Genomic DNA, 21234 nt, shown 5'->3' with positions numbered 1-21234 from the left:
AAACAACAGCTGGAATTTACGTGCGAAGCCAAAACGCCCCAGCAGCCCGATCCCCGGTGATAAAAAAGCCTGCATGCCCCAAGACTCCTCTGGACACCACGCACTATTGGCGTGCGTCGGAGGTTGTGGACTCCGACTCGTGCCCTCTAAAAAGGCCTCGAAAGTTCACCCTTGTCCGCTCTGTAGGCCGACTCTGTAGCGAAACTTCCCATTGTCGGTCTCCTTTGTAAGGAGGCCGCGTTCAAGCAGACAAGGAAGGCAAGATTCAGACCATGGCTTTGCGCCATCAAGGAGGTGGAAATGAAAAATCGAAGTCGTTAGCAGGCTAAGGGGATGGCGTTGCTGCACTGAAAAATGGCACATTGACGCACCTGCACGTTTGTACCTCCTGTTGTCTGGAAATTCCCATGGCTATCAGCAACGCCCAGTCCGGCTCAGTGCCGGCTTCCGCTACGCCCCAAAGCAGTCCCCTGGTGATGCGCATCATCGGCGCCGTAGCGCTGGCGCACTTGATCAACGACCTGATCCAGTCGGTGCTGCCGTCGATCTATCCGATGCTCAAGGCCAACTATGGCCTGACCTTCACCCAGGTCGGCCTGATCACCCTGACATTCCAGTTGACGGCCTCGCTGCTGCAGCCATGGGTCGGTTACTACACCGATCGCCATCCCAAGCCGTGGTTGTTGCCGGCGGGGACGGTCTGCACCCTGGTTGGCATTCTGATGATGTCGGTGGTTGCCAGTTTCCCGTTAATCCTGTTGGCGGCGGGGCTGATCGGCATCGGTTCTTCCACCTTCCACCCGGAAGCGTCCCGCGTGGCGCGCCTGGCTTCGGGCGGACGCTTCGGGCTGGCGCAATCGACCTTCCAGGTCGGCGGTAATGCAGGCTCTGCGTTCGGCCCGTTGCTGGCGGCGGCGATCATCATTCCCTACGGTCAAGGGCACGTGGCCTGGTTCGGCCTGTTCGCGGTGTTTGCGCTGTTCGTGCTCTACCGGATCAGCCGCTGGTACGCCAACCACTTGAACCTGTTCAAGCTCAAGCAGGGCCAGGCTGCGACTCACGGCCTGTCCAAGGGCCGAGTCACCAGTGCGCTGGTGGTACTCGGGTTGCTGGTGTTCTCCAAGTATTTCTACATGTCGAGCCTCACCAGCTACTTCACCTTTTACCTGATCGAGAAGTTCGACCTGTCGGTGGCCAGTTCGCAGTTGCACCTGTTCCTGTTTCTCGGCGCGGTCGCGGCGGGGACATTCTTCGGCGGGCCGATCGGCGACAAGATCGGGCGCAAGGCGGTGATCTGGTTCTCGATCCTCGGTGTTGCACCCTTCACATTGCTGCTGCCCCATGTCGACCTGTTCTGGACCAGCATCCTCAGCGTAGTCATCGGCTTCATCCTCGCCTCGGCGTTCTCGGCCATCGTGGTGTACGCCCAGGAGTTGGTGCCGGGCAATGTCGGGATGATCGCCGGGGTGTTCTTCGGCCTGATGTTCGGTTTCGGCGGGATTGGTGCGGCGCTGCTGGGCCATCTGGCGGACATTCATGGCATCGAATACGTGTACTACCTGTGTTCGTTCCTGCCGCTGTTCGGGGTGTTGGCGATCTTCCTGCCGCGAACCAAAAAGGCATAGAGCTAAAAGATCGCAGCCTTCGGCAGCTCCTACGCCGATCATCTGTAGGAGCTGCCGAAGGCTGCGATCTTTTGAAATTCTCACAAAAAAGCCGCGTATCAAACGCGGCTTTTTCTTGTGCGTATGGCTTACACGTTGAAGCGGAAGTGCATCACGTCGCCGTCCTTGACGATGTAGTCCTTGCCTTCCAGGCGCCATTTGCCGGCTTCCTTGGTACCGGCTTCGCCCTTGTACTGGATGAAATCGTTGTAGGCGATCACTTCGGCGCGGATGAAGCCTTTTTCGAAGTCGGTGTGGATCACGCCAGCGGCTTGTGGTGCGGTGGCACCGACGCGGACGGTCCAGGCGCGGACTTCTTCGACACCGGCGGTGAAGTAGGTCTGCAGGTGCAGCATTTCGTAGCCGGCGCGGATCACGCGGTTCAGGCCAGGCTCTTCGAGGCCCAGGGCTTCGAGGAACATGTCCTTCTCTTCGCCGTCATCGAGCTCGGCGATTTCCGCTTCGATTTTGTTGCACACCGGTACAACCATGGCGCCTTCTTCTTCGGCGATGGCGCGAACAACGTCCAGGTGCGGGTTGTTCTCGAAACCGTCTTCAGCGACGTTGGCGATGTACATGACCGGCTTGGTGGTCAGCAGGTGGAAGCCCTTGATCACCGCTTTTTCGTCGGTGCCCATGTTCTTCATCAGGCTGCGCGCCGGCTTGCCTTCGGTGAAGTGGGCGATCAGTTGCTCCAGCAGGCCTTTCTGGACCACTGCGTCCTTGTCGCCGCCCTTGGCGTTGCGAGCGACTTTCTGCAGTTGCTTCTCGCAGCTGTCGAGGTCGGCGAAGATCAGTTCCAGGTCGATGATTTCGATGTCGCGTTTCGGGTCGACGCTGTTGGAGACGTGAATCACGTTCTCGTCTTCGAAGCAGCGGACCACGTGGGCGATGGCATCGGTTTCACGGATATTGGCCAAAAACTTGTTACCCAGGCCTTCACCTTTCGACGCACCGGCAACCAGGCCAGCGATGTCGACGAACTCCATGGTGGTTGGCAGGATGCGCTTTGGATTGACGATGGCTGCCAGGGCATCCAGGCGCGGATCCGGCATCGGCACGATACCGCTGTTGGGTTCGATGGTGCAGAAGGGGAAGTTCTCGGCCGCGATCCCGGATTTGGTCAGGGCGTTGAACAGGGTGGACTTACCGACGTTAGGCAGGCCGACGATGCCGCAATTGAATCCCATGGTGTTTCCCCGAGGAGTTAGAGTCAGGCCTTCTGGCTGTGCAGGTTTTTCATCGCGCGGTTCCATTCCCCGGCGAGGATATCCGGCAGCACGCCGAGGGCAAAGTCGATGCTGGCATCGAGTTTTTCCTGTTCGGCGCGTGGCGCACGACCCAGGACGAAATTTGAAACCATACTGGCGACGCCCGGGTGGCCAATGCCAAGCCGCAGACGGTAGAACGTATTCTGATTGCCCAGTTGCGCAATGATGTCGCGCAACCCGTTGTGACCGCCATGGCCGCCGCCCTGCTTGAGTTTGGCAACGCCGGGTGGCAGGTCGAGTTCGTCGTGCGCCACGAGGATTTCTTCAGGCTTGATGCGGAAGAAACCGGCGAGTGCCGCCACGGCCTGGCCGCTGCGGTTCATGTACGTGGTGGGAATCAGCAGACGAACATCCTGACCCTGATGCGAATAGCGCCCGGTCAGGCCGAAATATTTGCGGTCCGCCACAAGGTTCACGCCTTGTGCGTTCGCGATGCGCTCAACAAAAAGGGCCCCTGCGTTATGCCGGGTCTGTTCGTATTCAGCGCCTGGATTTCCCAGGCCAACGATCAGTTTGATGGCAGTCACGATAGGGGCCCTTCCTTGGAGTGGTGGATAACATCGCCGCAATCAGGGAAAGCGGCGAAAGTGGACGAAAATTGCTCATTTACCATGATGTAAACTCCGCGTTCTCGCCCGCTTTCTCGCTATGCTCTAGTCCGCGATGTTTCCGGTCACTCCGGCGTACAGAGTAAAATTACTCTGCAGCGCCTTCTGCAGCTTCTGGAGCAACACGTGGAGCGTGGACGTTGGCGACAGCCTTGTCATCACCGTGTGCCAGGGCAACGAACTCAACGCCTTTAGGAGCCTTGAGGTCCGACAGGTGAATGATCGAACCGATTTCAGCGTTAGCCAGGTCGACTTCGATGAACTCAGGCAGATCTTTCGGCAGGCAGGAAACTTCGATCTCGGCAACAACGTGCGAGATTTCGCCGCCTTTCTTGGTCGGTGCTTCTTCGTTGATGAAGTGCACTGGAACGATAGCGGTCAGTTTCTGGCCAGCTACTACGCGTACGAAGTCAGCGTGCATCACGTGGCCTTTGGCCGGGTGACGCTGCAGGGCTTTGATCACGACGTTCTGCTTGGTGCCACCAACGTTCAGCTCGATGATGTGGCTGTAAGCCGCTTCGTTTTCGAGCAGTTTGGCAACTTCTTTGGCCAGCATGCTGATGGATTCAGGGGCTTTTTCGCCACCGTAAACTACAGCTGGAACCAGGGCGGCGAGACGACGCAGGCGGCGGCTCGCACCTTTCCCCAGGTCGGAACGCACTTCAGCATTCAGGGTAAAATCGTTCATGTTGTATCTCCAAAATAACCACACTCGCCCCAGCGTTTGCGACCAGCGCTAAAGGCGATATGGGCAAAAAAGCCCCGCCCCGACAGGAATGCCGGGGCGGGGCGCTTTTCGTCAACGAGACATTTCGAGAAGGGCAGGGCCCTTAGCGGAACATCGCGCTGATCGATTCTTCATTGCTGATGCGGCGGACCGCCTCGGCAACTACCGGTGCGATATCCAGTTGGCGGATACGCGCACAGGCTTGTGCTGCAGCGGACAGCGGGATGGTGTTAGTCACCACCAGCTCGTCCAGCACGGAATTTTCAATGTTTTCGATCGCCCGACCCGACAGCACAGGGTGCGTGCAGTAGGCGAAAACCTTGGCTGCGCCATGCTCTTTCAGGGCCTTGGCCGCATGGCACAGGGTGCCGGCGGTATCGACCATGTCATCGACCAGAATACAGGTACGCCCTTCGACATCACCGATGATATGCATCACTTCAGAGTGATTGGCTTTCTCACGGCGTTTGTCGATGATCCCGAGATCCACGCCCAGGGATTTGGCAACGGCACGTGCACGCACGACGCCGCCAATGTCCGGGGACACGATCATCAGGTTTTCGAAGCGCTGATCTTCGATGTCATCCACCAGAACCGGGGAGCCGTAGATGTTATCTACCGGAATATCGAAGAAACCCTGGATTTGGTCAGCATGCAGATCAACCGTGAGAACACGGTCGATGCCGACTACGGTAAGCATGTCAGCAACGACTTTCGCGCTGATAGCCACACGTGCGGAACGCGGACGGCGATCCTGTCGGGCATAACCAAAGTAAGGAATAACAGCAGTGATACGAGTAGCCGAGGAGCGGCGGAAGGCATCAGCCATCACTACCAGTTCCATCAGGTTATCGTTGGTCGGAGCGCAAGTCGGCTGAATAATGAAGACGTCTTTACCGCGAACGTTTTCATTGATCTCGGCTGTAATTTCGCCGTCGGAGAATTTACCGACAGAGATGTCACCGAGAGGGATATGCAGCTGACGTACAACACGCCGAGCCAGATCGGGGTTAGCGTTCCCCGTAAAGACCATCATCTTGGACACGCGCAGTACCTGAAGGCTGAGGGTAACCTGGATGAGTATAGGAAAATGGCAGGGGCGGCTGGATTCGAACCAACGCATGGCAGGATCAAAACCTGCTGCCTTACCGCTTGGCGACGCCCCTGTATCTGTTGCAACGATTACCCAGTAATCGGTTCCTTTAGAGCAGACTTTGCAGCTTGCGATGCAACATCGAAACGTTGCTTCCTTTTGCCACAAACCCTGTAAGGGTCTCTGTAAGAAGGGCCGAGACTTTATCAGCTTCAGCTTTGCTTGGGAAGCCCCCAAACACACAACTTCCAGTTCCGGTGAGTTTTGCTTCGGTAAATTTACCTAACAAATTCAAAGCGTTACGTACCTCTGGATAACGCCTTGTTACCACCGGCAAGCAGTCATTACGACTGTTTCCCTTGGGAACGGGGCGCACTTTAATGGGAGGAGTGTTACGTGTCAACAACGGATCTGAAAAAATTTCTGCCGTACTTACAGAGACTTGCGGCACCAGCACCAGATACCACGGTTCTTCCGGGTCGACAGGGGTCAGTTTCTCCCCCACGCCCTCGGCGAAAGCCGCGTGGCCACGTACGAAAACCGGGACGTCGGCGCCCAGCGTCAACCCCAGCCCGGCAAGGCGATCTTCATCCCAGCCCAATTGCCACAGATGATTCAAACCAAGCAAAGTCGTTGCGGCATTCGAGCTGCCGCCACCGATGCCGCCGCCCATTGGAAGGATCTTGTCGATCCAGATATCGACGCCCAGCGGGCAAGCGGATTGCTCCTGAAGTTTTCTGGCGGCCTTGACGATCAGGTTGCTGTCGTGGGGGACACCCGGGAATTCGGTGTGCAATTGAATGACACCGTCATCGCGCAGGGCGTAGGTGATTTCGTCGCCGTAATCGAGAAACTGAAACATTGTCTGCAGTTCGTGGTAGCCGTCTTCGCGGCGACCCAGAATGTGCAGCATCAGATTGAGTTTGGCCGGCGAGGGCAGCGTCAGGCGATTGTCCGGCATGTCATTGCCCCAGTTTGCGCGGTTGCCAGACCTTGATCACCAGCGTGACATCAAGGTCGGTGCCGCTGAGCTTGATACGCTCGGGCAACCAGTAACCGTTTTGCTCGGTGTAGGCGGTGTAGTCGACCTTCCAGCCATCCTGTTCCAGGCTGGCCAGGCGGCTGTCGCCGTCCAGGGTCAGGCGACTTTTAGTGTCGGGAGCCGGGAGCCCGCGCACCCACCAGGCCAGGTTGGATACCGGCAATTTCCAGCCCAGCTGTTCTTCGAGCAGCACTTCCGGGTTCGGCGCGTCGTAGCGTCCCTGGTTGGCGACTTCCAGCGACACCTTGCCCGGACGTCCGGTCAGGCGAGCGGCGCCGCGGCCCAGTGGTCCGGACAGGCGGATGTCGTAGTAATCCTGGCGCTGCAACCAGAACAGCGTGCCGCTGCCCGAGTCTTTCGGGGCGCGGATGCCGATCTTGCCGTCGATCTGCCAGCCATCGAGGCCGGTCAGTTGCTGTTTGTGCTCGCGCCATTGGGCGGCGTTGCCATGACCCTCGACCGATTCGCGGGGACCCAGGCCTGCGCAGCCGGCGAGCAGGGCGATAAAACTGAAAACGATGAAATGGCGCAAAAACATAATCTTAAAGAGTCTCTGATCCGGTCAGGCGTTTGATGGTGCCGCGCAGGGTCGGGCTGTCGGGTTGTTCCTTGAGGAACTTGCCCCAGACTTGTTTCGCTTCACGCTGTTTGCCGTTGGCCCACAGGACTTCGCCCAGGTGCGCAGCGACTTCCTGGTCGGGGAAGCGTTCCAGGGCCTGGCGCAGCAGGCGCTCGGCTTCGTCGAGATTGCCCATGCGGTAATTCACCCAGCCAAGGCTGTCGAGCACCGCCGGGTCTTCCGGGCTGATCCGGTGCGCCTGTTCGATCAGGGCCTTGGCTTCGGCGTAGCGCGTGGTGCGGTCGGACAGGGTGTAGCCGAGGGCGTTCAACGCCATGGCATTGTCCGGGTCGCGCTTGATGATCGTGCGCAGGTCTTTTTCCATCTGCGCCAGGTCATTGCGTTTTTCCGCCTGCATGGCGCGGGTGTAGAGCAGGTTCAAATCGTCCGGATATTGCTGCAAGGCTTGTTGCAGAACGTTCCAGGCCTTGTCGCCCTGATTGTTGGCGGACAGGGTTTCGACTTCGATCAGGTACAACTGGATCGCGTAATCGGGCTGCTCGTCGCGCTCAGCCGCCAGTTTGCGTTGGGCTTCGGCGGTCTTGCCGTTGTCGATCAGAATGTCGGCCTGGCGCAATTGCGCCGGCAGGTAGTCGCTGCCCGGACCAACCTTGGCGTATTCGATCAGCGCGCCTTGCGGGTCGTTCTGTTCTTCGGCGATGCGGCCGAGGTTCAGGTGTGCCGAGTCGACATGGCTTTCCCGGGCGATCAGGTCTTCAAGATAACCCTTGGCCTCGTTCCAGGCCTTGGCTTCCAGGCAGACCAGTGCCAGGGAGTAACGCAGTTCGTCGTCTTCCGGGTATTGCTGGACCAGGCTCGAGAACTCGGCCTTGGCGTCGTCCATGCGGTCCTGTTCAACCAGCATCCGCGCGTAAGTCAGGCGCAGGCGTTTGTCGTCCGGGTACTTCTTGATGCTTTTTTGCAGCAGCGGCAAGGCCTCGTCACCGCGATCGAGGGTTTGCAGCAGGCGTGCGCGCAGCAGGATCGGCGCGATTTCACCGTCGTCCGGCGGATTGTCTTCCAGCAACTTCAACGCGCCTTTGGTGTCGCCGTCCTGTTGCATCAGCAAGGCCTTGCCGAAAATCAGCTGGCTGTTGTCCGGATGACGTTGCAACAAACGGTCGAAACTTTTCATCAAGCCGTTGCGGGTGTCCTGGTCGGTGTCGGCCGCGGACAGCGCAAGGAAGTCGAAATGGGTGTCGCCCTTGCCTTGCAGGACTTTCTCCATATAGACCATGGAGTCGTCATAACGACCGGTGCGTGCCAGCTGCACGGCAGCGGCGCGTTGCGCTTCGAGGTCGTCGGGGGCGTTCCTGGCCCAGATCAGCGCAGTGTCCAGGGCTGCCTGATCGGCGCCCAGATATTCGGCGATACGAAATGCGCGCTCGGAGATGCCCGGATCCTGGGTGTTGATGGCCTGGGTCACATAGTTGTCCAGGGCAATGTCGAAACGATTGCGCTGGCCCGCCAGTTCGGCACTCAACAGGCTGAAAATGGTTTCCTCGCTGAATGAGCTGTAGACCTTGGGCTTTTCAGGGGCCGGGGTGCTGTCTTCAACCGGTGGCGCACCGTCCGACGACACGGGGGCCAAGGCCTGGCAGCCGCTGAGGAAGGCAAGAGCGAGGAGCAACGCGGAAGATCTATTCATATAGGAGGAGGACGACTAACCTGCGGTCGGATCATCATGACACAAGCTTTCGGCCAAACATAACCGGCCCGGCAATTTACCTGCCAGCCCGATAGAAGACTCTTGGGGATCCTTTAAACGAGAACCGCTCGCAACGTCGGCGTCGTCTACTGGCACGATAGATATCGAGTAGTTGTTCTGATTCCGTCGAAGTAGGACAATTGTCGGCTTCACGTCACAATCAGCGACTTTGAATGGCCTTCCTTGCACTCGGTATTAACCACAAGACTGCTTCAGTAGACGTCCGCGAGCGCGTGGCTTTTACCCCTGAGCAGCTGGTTGAGGCCTTGCAGCAGCTCTGCCGACTCACCGACAGCCGCGAAGCTGCGATCCTCTCCACCTGCAATCGCAGTGAACTCTATATAGAACAGGATCACCTGTCGGCAGACGTCGTGCTGCGCTGGCTGGCCGAATATCATCATTTGAGCTACGACGAGCTGCGCGAAAGCGCCTATGTGCATGAAGATGATGCGGCAGTTCGTCACATGATGCGGGTCGCTTCCGGGCTCGACTCGCTGGTGTTGGGCGAACCGCAGATTCTCGGCCAGATGAAGTCGGCCTATGCCGTGGCTCGCGAGGCCGGGACCATCGGGCCGTTGCTCGGGAGGCTGTTCCAGGCCACGTTCAATGCGGCCAAGCAGGTGCGCACCGACACGGCTATCGGCGAGAACCCGGTATCGGTGGCGTTTGCCGCGGTGAGCCTGGCCAAGCAGATTTTCAGCGACCTGCAACGCAGCCAGGCCTTGCTGATCGGTGCCGGCGAGACCATCACCCTGGTCGCCCGCCATCTGCATGACCTGGGTGTAAAGCGCATTGTGGTCGCCAACCGTACCCTGGAGCGCGCGAGCATCCTGGCCGAACAGTTCGGTGCTCATGCGGTGTTGTTGTCGGATATTCCGGCAGAGCTGGTGCGCAGCGACATCGTCATCAGTTCCACCGCCAGCCAGTTGCCAATCCTGGGCAAGGGTGCAGTGGAAAGCGCCTTGAAACTGCGCAAGCACAAACCGATCTTCATGGTGGATATCGCTGTTCCCCGCGACATCGAGCCAGAAGTCGGCGAGCTGGACGACGTTTACCTGTATAGCGTCGACGATCTCCACGAAGTGGTTGCCGAGAACCTCAAGAGTCGTCAGGGCGCAGCCCAGGCCGCCGAAGAGATGGTCTCGATCGGCGCCGAAGACTTCATGGTCCGCCTGCGTGAGTTGGCGGCGGTGGACGTGCTCAAGGCCTATCGTCAACAGAGCGAACGCCTGCGCGACGAAGAATTGCAAAAGGCCCAGCGCATGCTGGCCAACGGCAGCAGTGCCGAAGAGGTGCTGGTGCAACTGGCTCGCGGGCTGACCAACAAACTGTTGCATGCACCGAGCGTGCAGTTGAAAAAGCTCTCTGCCGAAGGTCGCCTGGATGCGCTGGCGATGGCCCAGGAACTCTTTGCCCTCGGTGAGGGCTCATCGGATAGCTTTTCGGATAAAAAACCGCAATGAAAGCGTCACTGCTCAATAAGCTGGATATCCTCCAGGACCGTTTCGAGGAATTGACTGCCCTGCTGGGCGACGGCGAGGTCATTTCCGATCAAAACAAGTTCCGCACCTATTCCAAGGAGTACGCGGAAGTTGAACCGATCGTGGGCGCCTATAAACAGCTGCTGAAAGTGCAGGACGACCTCGAAGGCGCCCAGGCACTGCTCAAGGACAGCGACCCGGACATGCGTGAAATGGCCGTGGAAGAAGTCCGCGAGGCCAAGGAACGCCTGGTCACGCTCGAAGCCGACCTGCAACGCATGCTGCTGCCCAAGGACCCGAACGACGGGCGCAATGTGTTCCTCGAGATCCGTGCCGGTACCGGCGGTGACGAGGCGGCGATTTTCTCCGGCGACCTGTTCCGCATGTATTCGCGTTACGCCGAGCGTCGTGGCTGGCGGGTGGAGATCCTCTCGGAAAACGAGGGTGAACACGGCGGCTATAAAGAGGTGATTGCCCGGGTCGAGGGCGACAACGTTTACGGCAAGCTGAAGTTCGAATCCGGCGCGCACCGTGTGCAGCGGGTTCCGGCGACGGAATCCCAGGGCCGCATCCACACGTCGGCCTGCACCGTGGCGGTATTGCCCGAGCCGGACGAACAGGAGGCCATCGAGATCAACCCGGCCGACCTGCGCGTCGATACCTATCGCTCCTCCGGCGCCGGTGGCCAGCACGTCAACAAGACCGACTCGGCGATCCGTATCACGCACTTGCCGTCCGGCATCGTCGTTGAGTGCCAGGAGGAACGTTCACAGCACAAGAACCGCGCCCGGGCGATGTCCTGGTTGTCGGCCAAGCTGAACGATCAGCAGACCTCCGCTGCGGCCAACGCCATCGCCAGCGAGCGCAAGTTGCTGGTCGGCTCCGGTGATCGCTCCGAGCGCATCCGCACCTACAATTTTGCCCAGGGCCGGGTCACCGACCACCGGGTCAACCTGACCTTGTATTCCCTCGACGAGATCCTCGCCGGCGGTGTCGAGGCGGTGATCGAGCCGTTGCTGGCCGAGTACCAGGCCGATCAACTGGCAGCGATAGGTGAGTAAATGACGATCATTGCCAGTTTGTTGCGCGCCGCCGATTTACCCGACTCGCCGACGGCGCGTCTGGATGCCGAACTGCTACTGGCGGCGGCGTTGGGCAAGTCCCGCAGTTTTTTGCACACCTGGCCGGAGCGCATCGTACCGAGCGAAGCGGCGCTGACGTTTGCCGAATACTTGCAACGCCGCCGCAGCGGTGAGCCGGTGGCCTATATTCTTGGCCAGCAGGGTTTCTGGAAACTGGACCTGGAAGTGGCACCGCACACGCTGATCCCACGCCCCGACACCGAGTTGTTGGTGGAAGCCGCGCTGGAACTGTTGCCGGCCACACCGGCCAGGGTACTCGACCTCGGCACCGGCAGCGGCGCCATCGCCCTGGCCCTGGCCAGCGAACGCCCGGCATGGAATGTCACCGCCGTGGATCGCGTGCTGGAGGCCGTGGCCCTGGCCGAACGCAATCGCCAGCGCCTGCATCTGGGTAACGCCACCGTGCTGAGCAGCCATTGGTTCAGCGCTCTGGAAGGTCAGCGCTTTCAACTGATCATCAGCAATCCGCCCTACATCGCAGCGGCCGATCCGCATCTGGTCGAGGGCGATGTGCGCTTCGAACCGGCCAGCGCCCTGGTGGCGGGTATCGACGGGCTCGACGATCTGCGGCTGATCGTCGCCCAGGCACCGGACCATCTGGATGCCGGTGGTTGGCTGATGCTCGAACACGGCTATGATCAGGCCGAGGCGGTCCGCGATTTGCTGCTGACCCGGGGTTTTGAAGAAGTCCACAGCCGCACCGATCTGGGCGGTCACCAACGCATCAGTCTGGGGCGCCTGCCGTGCTGAATGATCAGGAATTGTTGCGTTACAGCCGGCAGATTCTGCTGCAACACATCGATATCGACGGCCAGTTGCGGCTCAAGCAAAGCCGCGTATTGATCGTCGGCCTTGGCGGCCTTGGCGCGCCCGTGGCGCTGTATCTGGCGGCCGCCGGGGTTGGCGAGTTGCACCTGGCGGACTTCGACACGGTCGACCTGACCAACCTGCAACGCCAGATCATTCACGACACCGACAGCGTCGGCATGACCAAGGTCGATTCGGCAATCAAGCGCCTGACCGCGATCAATCCCGAGATTCAACTGATCGCCCATCGTGCGGCGCTGGATGAGGATTCCCTGGCCGCCGTGGTGGGTGGGGTGGATCTGGTCCTCGATTGTTCCGACAATTTTTCCACCCGTGAAGCGGTCAATGCCGCTTGCGTGGCGGCCGGCAAACCGCTGGTCAGCGGTGCGGCGATTCGCCTCGAAGGGCAACTGTCGGTGTTCGATCCGCGTCGACCGGAGAGTCCGTGCTACCACTGTTTATACGGGCACGGCAGCGAAGCCGAATTGACCTGTAGCGAGGCCGGCGTGGTCGGTCCGCTGGTGGGGCTGGTCGGCAGTCTGCAAGCGCTTGAAGCGCTGAAGTTGCTGGCCGGATTCGGCGAGCCGCTAGTGGGGCGCCTGCTGTTGATCGATGCCTTGGGCACGCGCTTCCGTGAATTGCGGGTCAAGCGCGATCCGGGCTGCAGTGTCTGTGGGTCGAAACATGCGTGAAGCGCCGATTGGCGTGTTCGACTCCGGTGTCGGCGGGCTCTCGGTACTGGCCGAGATCCAGCGTTTGCTGCCTAATGAATCTCTGCTGTACGTCGCCGACTGCGGGAATGTTCCCTACGGCGAGAAAACCCCGGAATTTATCCGGCAGCGTTGCAGCGTGATGGCCGACTTCTTTCGGCAACAGGGCGCCAAGGCCTTGGTGCTGGCGTGTAACACGGCGACGGTTGCCGGTGTCGCCGACTTGCGTCGCGACTATCCAGAATGGCCCATCGTTGGCATGGAGCCGGCAGTCAAGCCGGCCGCCGCCGCAACCCGCTCCGGCGTGGTGGGGGTGCTGGCCACCACCGGTACCTTGCAGAGCGCCAAGTTCGCCGCGTTGCTCGACCGCTTCGCCACGGACGTGAAAGTGATCACCCAGCCCTGCCCCGGGCTGGTGGAGCTGATTGAAAACGGCGACCTGCGCAGCCCGGAGTTGCGTCAGCTGTTGGCTGGATATGTTCGGCCACTGCTGGCTGCCGGCGCGGACACCCTGATTCTCGGCTGCACCCACTACCCCTTTCTCAAGCCGATGCTGCGGCAGATGATCCCCGAGGACATCAGCCTGATCGACACCGGCGCCGCCGTCGCGCGGCAACTTCAGCGTCTGCTGGCCGAAGGCGAGCTGCTCGCCGATGGGCCGGCCCGTGAGGCACAGTTCTGGACCAGCGCCGATCCGCTACATTTCAGAAATATCTTGCCGATATTGTGGAATACGGCTGGCGTTGTGCGAAGCTTCAGCAGGTAGAAGGCTGTCCGGGGGGAATACGAAGAGTCGGGTGAACTTCTGATAAATCGCTGACTTCTATAGTTTTGCAGGGCTTGGCAACAAAAAAACCATACGAAATCGTTCGCAAAAGGAAGTTTCAAGTGAAGCGACTATTCTGCTTGGCCGCGATTGCGGCCGCACTTTTGGGGCACACTTTTACCGCGCAGGCGGCAGGTGTGGAGTTTGCCGTGGGGCAAACCGGCGAGTCGACCATGACCTATCGATTGGGGATGCAATTCGATTGGGACCAGAGCTGGTGTCAGAGTGACGTGGGTCGTCTGACCGGTTATTGGGACGGCGCCTACACCTATTGGGAAGGTGACAAGACATCCAGTAACCACAGCCTGTCGTTCTCGCCCGTGCTTGTTTATGAATTTTCCGGCCAGAACGTCAAACCCTACATCGAGTTTGGGGTTGGCGTGGCAGCCTTTGCCAGCACCGAAGTCGAAAACAACGATCTGGGCAGCGCCTTCCAGTTTGAAGACCGCTTTGGTTTCGGTTTGCGCTTTGCCGGCGGGCATGAAGTCGGGGTCCGCGCGACGCACTATTCCAATGCCGGGATCACCACTCCGAACGATGGTGTAGAAAGTTACGCATTGCATTACACGATGCCGTTGTAAGGCGCAACGCTGTACTAAATGTGGGAGCGGGCTTGCTCCCACATTGGTATTGGGACAACTTCAAACTAGCGATACGCCGTCGAAATCCCCTGGCGCTCTTCGATGCACTCCGGTGCGCCCATCTCGAACTCCCGGCAGATCAGCGGGCGTTTTTCGTAGATGGTGCACATCATCGTGTTGCGATCCAGCGCGGCACACCAGCCGTCATCCAGGCGCAGCATCACTTCCCCACCCCAGTCATCGGTATCGATGAACCGTTCAGGCACGCCCGTATCGGTGATCAGCATGACTTCGAGCTGGCAGCAGCAGGCCGCGCAGGTCGAGCAGGTGACTGCGGGTTCCGCGATTTGCGTATGGGGGATGGTTTTCATGGTGCGCAGTGTAAGGCAGTCACCGGGTGCTGTGTGAAAGGTCGGACGGACGCTCAAGTATCGGAACGTCCGGGATACCGATGCCGATAATGGCGATTTTCAGGGTTGATCCTTGATCGGCGGCTGGCTGCGTATCATGCGCTTGCCGATTTCCAGTTTCACTTGGTCCGGCCGTTTGGCGAGTGGCCAGAGGGCGCCCATGAACGCCGCCGGGAAAGCGATTTCCAGCGGGCGGTCCTTGAGTTTTTCGAAGATGTGCCGCGCGGCTTTCTCCACCGGCCAGCTCAAAGCCATGGAGGAGTCGTTTTTCGCTGTCAGCGGCGTCTCGACAAACCCGGGGCTGATCACCGTGAGTTCTATGCCTTCCGGGGCCAGGTCGATGCGCAGTGACTCGAACAGGTAACGCAGCCCGGCCTTTGAGGTGCCGCAGGCTTCTGCCTTGGGCAGTGGCAGGTAAGTCACCGTGCTGGCCATGGCGATCATATGCGGTGCGGTACCGGCCCGCAGCAAAGGCAGGGCGGCCTCGATGCAATAACTGCTGGCCAACAGGTTGGTACGCACCACGTGCTCGACAATCGACGCATCGAACTGCTTGGCATCCACGTACTCGCAGGTACCGGCGTTGAGTATCACGGTGTCCAGCGAGCCCCAGTCTTCGGCAATCTGCTCGCCGATCTCGCGCACGGTCTGGCTGTTGGTCAGGTCTCCGGCGACCACCAGCACCTGCCCCGGGTAACGGAGCGACAAGTCTTTCAGTGGTGCCACGGTGCGCGAACTGACGGCCAGGTGCGCACCGGTTTTGAGGATTTCTTCGGCCAGGGCGGCACCAATGCCACTGCTGGCACCGGTCAGCCAGTATCGTCGTGCGAGCGTACGACTCATCCCAATCTCCTTTTCAGCCGGGCAATTGCCCGGCCCAATACGGGTAAATGTCCATCATGCAAAGCCCCGGCATCGAAGTCATCCCGGAGGCGATAATTCATGATCCAACGGCGGCATACTGCCGCAAGGGCAGGTTTTTGAATACCGTCAACGCACGCGTACGGGAAGCGCTCAAGTCGACGATCGGTGGGGGGTAATCCACAACACCGAAAAGGCCGCCGAGATTGGCGGGGTTGTGCACGTCCTTTTTGTTCAGTCCGGCCAGTTCCGGCAACCACTGCTTAATGAACACGCCTTCGGGGTCGAATTTTTCCGACTGGCTCAACGGGTTGAAAATCCGGAAGTAAGGCGCCGAGTCGGTGCCGGTGGACGAACTCCACTGCCAGCCACCATTGTTCGCCGCCAGGTCGCCGTCAATCAGGTGACGCATGAAAAAGCGTTCGCCTTCGCGCCAGTCGATCAGCAGGTTTTTGGTCAGGAACATCGCCACCACCATGCGCAGGCGGTTGTGCATCCAGCCGGTTGCCAGCAGTTGGCGCATGGCGGCGTCGATGATCGGCAAGCCGGTACGCGCCTGTTGCCAGGCGGCCAGTTCTTCTGGGGCGTTGCGCCAGGCCAGGGCTTCGGTTTCCGGACGAAACGCGCGGTGCCGGGAAACCCGTGGGTAACCCACCAGGATGTGTTTGTAAAACTCGCGCCACAGCAGTTCGTTGATCCAGGTGACGGCGCCGGTCTTGCCGCTTTCGAATTCACCTTGATTGCTGTTCAAGGCCGCGTGCAGGCATTGGCGTACAGAAATCACCCCGGCGGCGAGATAGGCCGAGAGCTGACTGGTACCGGGCTTCGCCGGGAAATCCCGTTCGCTTTGATAGTGCTCGATCTGTGCATCGCTAAAGCTGTCGAGGCGATGCCGGGCTGCGGCTTCTCCCGCCGGCCACAGGTTGCGCAGGTTAGCAGCAGGTGTTGCGAAACCAACGATCCTCAAGGGGATCGCATCGCTGGCAATGTTCAGCGGTGCTTGTTTGTGCGGCGCCCCTACCAGGCTGGGCAGCGAGTGGTGCAGGCGCTCGTAGCAGACTTTGCGGAACTGGCTGAAGACCTGGAAGTAAGTGCCGGTGCGGGTCAGCACGCTCCCGGGCCTGAACAGCAATTGATCGAGGTAGCGGTGAACTTCGATGCCTTCGGCCTGTAGCGTCCGGGCGACCGCTGCATCGCGACGGGACTCGTGGATGCCGTATTCCTCGTTGAGGTGCAACGCGTCGACCTGCCACTCTCGGCACAGGTTCAGCAATACGCTGGGCACGTCATCCCAGCGGGGAGCCTGGCGGATCAGCAGGGGAATGTTCAGTTGACCCAGCTCGCGGCTCATTTCGCGCAGGTTACGCAGCCAGAAGTCCACTTTGCAGGGCGCATCATCGTGTACCAGCCATTGTTCCGGACTCAGCAGATACACCGCCACGCACGGGCCGCGAGCCGCGGCGGCCGAGAGGGCGGTGTTGTCATGCAGGCGCAAGTCGCTGCGCAGCCAGATCAATTGCATTTTGTTATCCACGGGATCCATTTAAATCAGTCCTCGCTGAACGAGTGCCTGATGTGCCGACAACGGATCTTCGGCCAGGTACAAATCAGCGATCTCGGCAGTACTTGCAGACAACTCGGCGTGGTGGATGCATACCGTTGGTCCGGCAATCATTTTTGGGCAACTGACGCCTTTGAAAAGTTTCGGCAGTCGCGCCGGATTCAGGGCTTTGCTTGAGTACAGCAGAACCCCGCGGGGTTGCAGAAGTTCGACTGCCAGTGCCAGTTCGCCGACAGGCAGCGGCCAGTCGAAGACCTCCACCGGGCAATCCGCACTGCTGACCAGCCAAGCCGTGAGCCACAGGTGCGGTTCCATGGGCAGGTCCGAATGGTTGACCAGCAGCAACGGCGCGGTGCGCAACTGACGGTTGTTATGGTAGATGCGCGCACCGAACTTGCTGCGCAGCCAGGCACAAAAAAAGCCCCGCTCCATCTGCGCCCCGAACTGGCCTTGCCAGCGTTGCTCCAGAGCGGCCAGCAAGGGCATCAGCAATTGCTCGCACAGGGTTCGCGGCGGATACAGCGCCATCGCCTGATTGACGCTGTCGTCCAGGGCACGCTCCTGCAATCGGCTGACCGCCAGCAGTAACGTTTGCAGCAAGGCGTGCCAATCGTTGTCGACGGACTCGCTGAAGGCTTGAGGCGTGTCGAGCAATGGCTTGACCTGGCTGACGGCAACGCCACGGTTGAGCCAGGTGAGGATGGTCTGGATGCGTTGTACGTGGTCGGCCGAGAACAACCGATGGCCCTTGGGCGTGCGCAGCGGCACGATCAGACCGTAGCGCCGCTCCCAGGCGCGCAAGGTCACGGCATTGACCCCGGTTTGCCGCGCCACTTCACGGATCGGCAGCCAGCCTGCGTCCAGCGCCTTTTTAAAGTCATCGCCGAGGTCTTCGCGGGCGCTGGTGTCGAGTCCTTTTTTCATCAGATGGCGTTTCGCAGGCTGAGGTTTTCCGGGTGCGGTTGCAGGTAAACCTGCTGTGCGATGTACGGATCGGGGTGTTGGCGAAAGTGATGCTTGAGCAGCGTCAGCGGCACCACCAGCGGCACGATACCCAAGCGGTACTGGCTGATCACGTGCTGCACTTCCTGCTTGTCTTCGCCGCTGATGGCCTGTTTCAGGTAGCCACTGAGGTGTTGCAGGACGTTGGTGTGAGTGCGGCGCGTGGCGCATTTTTTCAGTGCCGCCATCAGTTCGCTGAAATAGCGGGGGGCCAGTTCCTGCGGATCGGTTTTGCCCATGTTGCCCAGCAGGTGGCCCAGGGTTTTGTACTGCACCGGGTTGTGGGCCATCAGCAGGTATTTGTAGCGCGAGTGAAAGTCCGTGAGACCACGCCGAGTCATGCCCTGCTGGCGCAGTTGCTGCCAGGCGCTGTAGGCGAACACCCGGGTAAGGAAGTTTTCCCGTAGCACCGGATCGTTGAGCCGACCGTCTTCCTCCACCGGCAAGTCCGGGTGCCGCAGGCAGAAGGCCCGGGCATAGATCCCGCGCCCGTCTCTGTCCGCCCGCGCGCCGTTGGCGTGGTAGACCTTGACCCGCTCCAGCCCGCAGGACGGGGAATTTTGCATGAAAATATAGCCGCAGATATCCCCCAACTGCGCTGCCATGTCCCGGCCGTAGGTGTCCAGTGGTTGCGTCACGTTAAGCTTGTGATCGAGGGTGCCCACGGCTTCGGGTTGATCCGCGCTGCCCACCAGTCGAATCGGTTGGCGCGGTACACCCAGGCCGATGGCCACTTCCGGGCAGACCGGGATGAAATCGAAGTAGTCAGTGAGGGTGCGGCTGCACAGCCGCGACTCTTTGTGCCCGCCGTTGTAGCGCACATCAAGGCCCATCAGGCAGGCGCTGATGGCGATTTTCGGTTTGGCGGGGGAGTGGAGCATCGGAGCACCTCGAATCTGAACCTGTACAAACATTCGCGTCTGTACAAGATAACTTCATCATAGATTCGAAGTTATACAAGTCAAATTTTTTGTATAGGTTTTTGGCGGGCTGCTGTCCAAGGCGACAGCAGCGATTTGCTCGGATCGATGCCCTTTACTGCAGGTGCTCATGCAGGCGGCGGGCGGCTTCCTGACCGCTGAGCCAGGCTCCTTCGACGCGTCCGGACAGGCACCAGTCGCCACAGGCATACAGCCCCAGGTCGGCATCGGCCAGGGTACCCCATTCGTGACTGCTGGCGGGGCGGGCGTAGAGCCAGCGGTGGGCGAGGCTGAAGCTCGGCGCGGGCATGGAGTCGTGCAGCAGTTCGGCGAAGGCGCCGTGCAACTGCTCGATCACCGCTTCCTTGGACAGGTCGATGTGCTGGCGACTCCAGGCGCTGGTGGCGTGCAGCACCCAGGTGTCGAGTGTGTTGTCGCGTCCGGGTTTGCTGCGGTTTCGGGCCAGCCAGTCGAGTGGGCTGTCCTGTACGAAGCAGCCTTCCATGGGCGTTTCCAGCGGCGTTTCGAAGGCCAGGGCGATGGCCCAGGTCGGGTCCATTTTCACCCCGGCGGCGGCCCCGGCCAGTTTCGGCGCCGATGCCAGCAAAGCTGTGGCCTGAGGGGCCGGCGTGGCGATGACCACGTGGCTGAACGGTCCGTGGGTGAAGCCTTCGGCGTCCTGCAGGTGCCAGTGTTCTTCACCGCGATAGACCTCGGTGATCCGGCAGGCGAAATGCACTTCCAGGTCACCGAGCAGCGCGCGGGTGATGGCGCTCATGCGGGGTGTGCCGACCCAGCGGGTCTGCTCGTCCGGCGACAGGTTGAGCTGGCCGCCATGGTAGGTATACAGCTGCGGCGTCCACTCGGCGACCCAGCCTTTGGCTTGCCAGCGCTGGACTTCGTTGACAAAACGCCGGTCGCGGGCAGTGAAATACTGCGCGCCCATGTCCAGGGCACCCGCATCGCTGCGCTTGCTCGACATGCGCCCGCCGCTGCCGCGGCTTTTATCGAATAGTTGAACCACGTACCCGAGGTCCGTCAGGGCCTGGGCGGCGGAGAGTCCGGCAATGCCGGTGCCGATGATTGCGATAGGTACAGTCATAGGGGCCTCGTTTACCTTTCTGTACAGACTACGCTGGGGTTCAAACCTGTACAATATTGTTTTTTGGTATAACTTTTAGCGTTCTCGATCTGACAGCTTGGCCTATTGTTAAACATAGAGCCTGCTCGATACCAAAGATCCCTGCTTATAAAAATAGACTAATGGACAAGGTAAAACGCCACGCGAGGAAGAAGTCATGCACATATTGCTGACCGGCGGTACTGGTTTGATAGGACGTCAGCTCTGCCGGCACTGGTTGGGCCAAGGTCATCGCCTGACAGTCTGGAGTCGCCAACCTGAAAATGTCGCGAAAATATGTGGTGCCCAAGTGCGTGGAATTGCCCGTTTGGAGGATCTCGGGCAGGAACCTGTCGATGGGATTATCAATCTTGCCGGTGCGCCGATTGCCGCCCGGCCCTGGACGCACAAACGCAAAGCCCTGTTGTGGAGCAGTCGCATCTCGCTGACCGAAACCCTGCTGGCCTGGCTGGAAAGCCGCGAACAGAAACCCCGGGTGCTGATCTCCGGTTCCGCTGTTGGTTGGTATGGCGATGGTGGCGAACGTGAGTTGACCGAAGAGTCGCCACCGGTCATCGATGATTTCGCCAGCCAGTTATGCATCGCCTGGGAAGAGACCGCACAGCGGGCTGAGGCGTTGGGCATTCGCGTCATCCTCATTCGAACCGGGTTGGTGCTGTCGGCGCAGGGCGGCTTTTTGTCGCGGCTGTTACTGCCGTTCAAACTGGGCCTGGGAGGGCCGATCGGCAACGGCCGGCAGTGGATGCCGTGGATTCATATCGACGATCAAATCGCCCTGATTGATTTTCTTCTGCATCGCAACGAGGCCAGCGGTCCCTATAATGCGTGCGCGCCCAAACCGGTGCGCAACCGCGAGTTTGCCGAGGCGCTGGGCAGCGTATTGCATCGCCCGACGTTCATGCCGATGCCGGCCTTCGTATTGAAGGTGGGGTTGGGCGAGTTGTCGCTGTTATTGCTGGGTGGCCAGCGCGCCACTCCGGTGCGTTTGTTACAGGCTGGTTTCACTTTTAAGTTCACGGATTTGCGCGCGGCTTTGGACGATCTGTCCAGTCGCCTTTGA

Annotated in this window: 21 protein-coding genes, 1 tRNA gene and 1 pseudogene; 8 read left to right on the top strand and 15 right to left on the bottom strand. The window is 60.0% G+C overall.

Features of this window, described 5'->3' with window-relative positions; translation table 11 throughout:
• Positions 1–407: 407 nt before the first annotated feature.
• Complete coding sequence (locus ACMDB8_RS23290; RefSeq protein WP_056726279.1) at positions 408–1625, top strand: MFS transporter; 1218 nt, start codon at positions 408–410, stop codon at positions 1623–1625.
• A gap of 128 nt (positions 1626–1753) precedes the next feature.
• On the opposite strand, the gene ychF is transcribed toward ACMDB8_RS23290, so the two are convergent.
• The 8 genes from ychF to ACMDB8_RS23250 all read right to left on the bottom strand — a co-directional run bounded on the left by ychF (position 1754) and on the right by ACMDB8_RS23250 (position 8672).
• Positions 1754–2854: a redox-regulated ATPase YchF gene (gene ychF, locus ACMDB8_RS23285; RefSeq protein WP_056726278.1), complete on the bottom strand. Its 1101-nt coding sequence runs from the start codon at positions 2852–2854 to the stop codon at positions 1754–1756.
• A 23-nt stretch (positions 2855–2877) separates the two neighbouring features.
• Entirely contained in the window at positions 2878–3462 is a 585-nt protein-coding gene (pth, locus tag ACMDB8_RS23280) for an aminoacyl-tRNA hydrolase (RefSeq protein WP_008037207.1), read from the bottom strand.
• A gap of 169 nt (positions 3463–3631) precedes the next feature.
• On the bottom strand, positions 3632–4231 hold the full coding sequence (locus ACMDB8_RS23275) for a 50S ribosomal protein L25/general stress protein Ctc (RefSeq protein WP_056726277.1): 600 nt from the start codon (positions 4229–4231) through the stop codon (positions 3632–3634).
• 142 nt (positions 4232–4373) lie between these two features.
• Positions 4374–5315: a ribose-phosphate pyrophosphokinase gene (locus ACMDB8_RS23270; protein WP_003171603.1), complete on the bottom strand. Its 942-nt coding sequence runs from the start codon at positions 5313–5315 to the stop codon at positions 4374–4376.
• A gap of 46 nt (positions 5316–5361) precedes the next feature.
• Positions 5362–5436, bottom strand: a tRNA-Gln gene (locus ACMDB8_RS23265).
• A gap of 36 nt (positions 5437–5472) precedes the next feature.
• Positions 5473–6324: a 4-(cytidine 5'-diphospho)-2-C-methyl-D-erythritol kinase gene (gene ispE, locus ACMDB8_RS23260; RefSeq protein WP_223540960.1), complete on the bottom strand. Its 852-nt coding sequence runs from the start codon at positions 6322–6324 to the stop codon at positions 5473–5475.
• Position 6325: 1 nt separating this feature from the next.
• A complete protein-coding gene (gene lolB, locus ACMDB8_RS23255; RefSeq protein WP_056726275.1) occupies positions 6326–6943 on the bottom strand; it encodes a lipoprotein insertase outer membrane protein LolB in 618 nt (205 codons plus the stop codon).
• A 4-nt stretch (positions 6944–6947) separates the two neighbouring features.
• Positions 6948–8672, bottom strand: coding sequence for a tetratricopeptide repeat protein (locus ACMDB8_RS23250; RefSeq protein WP_056726274.1), 1725 nt, complete (start codon positions 8670–8672; stop codon positions 6948–6950).
• A gap of 233 nt (positions 8673–8905) precedes the next feature.
• Between ACMDB8_RS23250 and hemA the strand changes: the two genes are divergently transcribed.
• The 6 genes from hemA to ACMDB8_RS23220 all read left to right on the top strand — a co-directional run bounded on the left by hemA (position 8906) and on the right by ACMDB8_RS23220 (position 14279).
• Positions 8906–10195: a glutamyl-tRNA reductase gene (gene hemA, locus ACMDB8_RS23245; RefSeq protein WP_056726273.1), complete on the top strand. Its 1290-nt coding sequence runs from the start codon at positions 8906–8908 to the stop codon at positions 10193–10195.
• Complete coding sequence (gene prfA / locus ACMDB8_RS23240; RefSeq protein WP_056726272.1) at positions 10192–11274, top strand: peptide chain release factor 1; 1083 nt, start codon at positions 10192–10194, stop codon at positions 11272–11274. Before hemA ends, prfA begins: the two co-directional genes overlap by 4 nt.
• On the top strand, positions 11275–12105 hold the full coding sequence (gene prmC, locus ACMDB8_RS23235) for a peptide chain release factor N(5)-glutamine methyltransferase (protein ID WP_056726271.1): 831 nt from the start codon (positions 11275–11277) through the stop codon (positions 12103–12105). It abuts the gene before it with no gap.
• Positions 12099–12854, top strand: a complete 756-nt coding sequence (locus ACMDB8_RS23230; RefSeq protein WP_223540963.1) for a molybdopterin-synthase adenylyltransferase MoeB — start codon at positions 12099–12101, stop codon at positions 12852–12854. The genes prmC and ACMDB8_RS23230 overlap by 7 nt, the downstream gene beginning before the upstream one ends.
• Positions 12847–13638 carry a glutamate racemase gene (murI, locus tag ACMDB8_RS23225; protein ID WP_056726269.1) on the top strand — a complete coding sequence of 264 codons (792 nt, stop codon included), beginning with the start codon at positions 12847–12849 and terminating at the stop codon, positions 13636–13638. The genes ACMDB8_RS23230 and murI overlap by 8 nt, the downstream gene beginning before the upstream one ends.
• Positions 13639–13760: 122 nt before the next feature.
• Entirely contained in the window at positions 13761–14279 is a 519-nt protein-coding gene (locus tag ACMDB8_RS23220; RefSeq protein ID WP_056726268.1) for an acyloxyacyl hydrolase, read from the top strand.
• 65 nt (positions 14280–14344) lie between these two features.
• Here ACMDB8_RS23220 and ACMDB8_RS23215 read toward each other — a convergent pair whose 3' ends face one another.
• The 7 genes and pseudogenes from ACMDB8_RS23215 to ACMDB8_RS23185 all read right to left on the bottom strand — a co-directional run bounded on the left by ACMDB8_RS23215 (position 14345) and on the right by ACMDB8_RS23185 (position 20135).
• The gene (locus tag ACMDB8_RS23215) at positions 14345–14650 is read right to left on the bottom strand and encodes a YkgJ family cysteine cluster protein (protein ID WP_056726267.1); all 306 of its coding nucleotides are present in this window, start codon (positions 14648–14650) and stop codon (positions 14345–14347) included.
• 99 nt (positions 14651–14749) lie between these two features.
• Positions 14750–15532 (bottom strand): SDR family NAD(P)-dependent oxidoreductase, encoded by a 783-nt coding sequence (locus ACMDB8_RS23210; RefSeq protein WP_056726266.1) that lies wholly within the window; start codon positions 15530–15532, stop codon positions 14750–14752.
• Positions 15529–15627: pseudogene (locus ACMDB8_RS23205) on the bottom strand (nuclear transport factor 2 family protein); the annotation flags it as partial. The pseudogene ACMDB8_RS23205 and the gene ACMDB8_RS23210, both read right to left, overlap by 4 nt.
• Before the next feature lie 2 nt (positions 15628–15629).
• Positions 15630–17072, bottom strand: coding sequence for a deoxyribodipyrimidine photo-lyase (gene phrB / locus ACMDB8_RS23200; RefSeq protein WP_409078422.1), 1443 nt, complete (start codon positions 17070–17072; stop codon positions 15630–15632).
• A 21-nt stretch (positions 17073–17093) separates the two neighbouring features.
• Complete coding sequence (locus tag ACMDB8_RS23195) at positions 17094–18035, bottom strand: MerR family transcriptional regulator (protein WP_409078421.1); 942 nt, start codon at positions 18033–18035, stop codon at positions 17094–17096.
• Positions 18035–18994 (bottom strand): YbgA family protein, encoded by a 960-nt coding sequence (locus ACMDB8_RS23190; RefSeq protein ID WP_409078420.1) that lies wholly within the window; start codon positions 18992–18994, stop codon positions 18035–18037. Before ACMDB8_RS23190 ends, ACMDB8_RS23195 begins: the two co-directional genes overlap by 1 nt.
• Positions 18995–19148: 154 nt before the next feature.
• The gene (locus ACMDB8_RS23185; RefSeq protein ID WP_056726263.1) at positions 19149–20135 is read right to left on the bottom strand and encodes an NAD(P)/FAD-dependent oxidoreductase; all 987 of its coding nucleotides are present in this window, start codon (positions 20133–20135) and stop codon (positions 19149–19151) included.
• Positions 20136–20331: 196 nt separating this feature from the next.
• Here ACMDB8_RS23185 and ACMDB8_RS23180 point away from each other — a divergent pair, with 196 nt between their 5' ends.
• Positions 20332–21234 carry a TIGR01777 family oxidoreductase gene (locus ACMDB8_RS23180; protein WP_056726262.1) on the top strand — a complete coding sequence of 301 codons (903 nt, stop codon included), beginning with the start codon at positions 20332–20334 and terminating at the stop codon, positions 21232–21234.

The organism is Pseudomonas monachiensis, from assembly GCF_047345015.1.
In the GTDB taxonomy this organism is placed as follows: domain Bacteria; phylum Pseudomonadota; class Gammaproteobacteria; order Pseudomonadales; family Pseudomonadaceae; genus Aquipseudomonas; species Aquipseudomonas monachiensis.
Note: the sequence above shows the minus strand (reverse complement) of the source record. Positions and strands in the feature narration are given on the sequence as shown.

Excerpts from the sequence above, each read along its gene's own strand:
- ACMDB8_RS23290 (WP_056726279.1), top strand. The coding sequence starts at position 408 with ATGGCTATCAGCAACGCCCAGTCCGGCTCAGTGCCGGCTTCCGCTACG.
- ychF (WP_056726278.1), bottom strand. The coding sequence starts at position 2,854 with ATGGGATTCAATTGCGGCATCGTCGGCCTGCCTAACGTCGGTAAGTCC.
- ACMDB8_RS23275 (WP_056726277.1), bottom strand. The coding sequence starts at position 4,231 with ATGAACGATTTTACCCTGAATGCTGAAGTGCGTTCCGACCTGGGGAAA.
- ispE (WP_223540960.1), bottom strand. The coding sequence starts at position 6,324 with ATGCCGGACAATCGCCTGACGCTGCCCTCGCCGGCCAAACTCAATCTG.
- lolB (WP_056726275.1), bottom strand. The coding sequence starts at position 6,943 with ATGTTTTTGCGCCATTTCATCGTTTTCAGTTTTATCGCCCTGCTCGCC.
- ACMDB8_RS23250 (WP_056726274.1), bottom strand. The coding sequence starts at position 8,672 with ATGAATAGATCTTCCGCGTTGCTCCTCGCTCTTGCCTTCCTCAGCGGC.
- hemA (WP_056726273.1), top strand. The coding sequence starts at position 8,906 with ATGGCCTTCCTTGCACTCGGTATTAACCACAAGACTGCTTCAGTAGAC.
- prfA (WP_056726272.1), top strand. The coding sequence starts at position 10,192 with ATGAAAGCGTCACTGCTCAATAAGCTGGATATCCTCCAGGACCGTTTC.
- prmC (WP_056726271.1), top strand. The coding sequence starts at position 11,275 with ATGACGATCATTGCCAGTTTGTTGCGCGCCGCCGATTTACCCGACTCG.
- murI (WP_056726269.1), top strand. The coding sequence starts at position 12,847 with ATGCGTGAAGCGCCGATTGGCGTGTTCGACTCCGGTGTCGGCGGGCTC.
- ACMDB8_RS23215 (WP_056726267.1), bottom strand. The coding sequence starts at position 14,650 with ATGAAAACCATCCCCCATACGCAAATCGCGGAACCCGCAGTCACCTGC.
- ACMDB8_RS23210 (WP_056726266.1), bottom strand. The coding sequence starts at position 15,532 with ATGAGTCGTACGCTCGCACGACGATACTGGCTGACCGGTGCCAGCAGT.
- phrB (WP_409078422.1), bottom strand. The coding sequence starts at position 17,072 with ATGCAATTGATCTGGCTGCGCAGCGACTTGCGCCTGCATGACAACACC.
- ACMDB8_RS23195 (WP_409078421.1), bottom strand. The coding sequence starts at position 18,035 with ATGAAAAAAGGACTCGACACCAGCGCCCGCGAAGACCTCGGCGATGAC.
- ACMDB8_RS23190 (WP_409078420.1), bottom strand. The coding sequence starts at position 18,994 with ATGCTCCACTCCCCCGCCAAACCGAAAATCGCCATCAGCGCCTGCCTG.
- ACMDB8_RS23185 (WP_056726263.1), bottom strand. The coding sequence starts at position 20,135 with ATGACTGTACCTATCGCAATCATCGGCACCGGCATTGCCGGACTCTCC.
- ACMDB8_RS23180 (WP_056726262.1), top strand. The coding sequence starts at position 20,332 with ATGCACATATTGCTGACCGGCGGTACTGGTTTGATAGGACGTCAGCTC.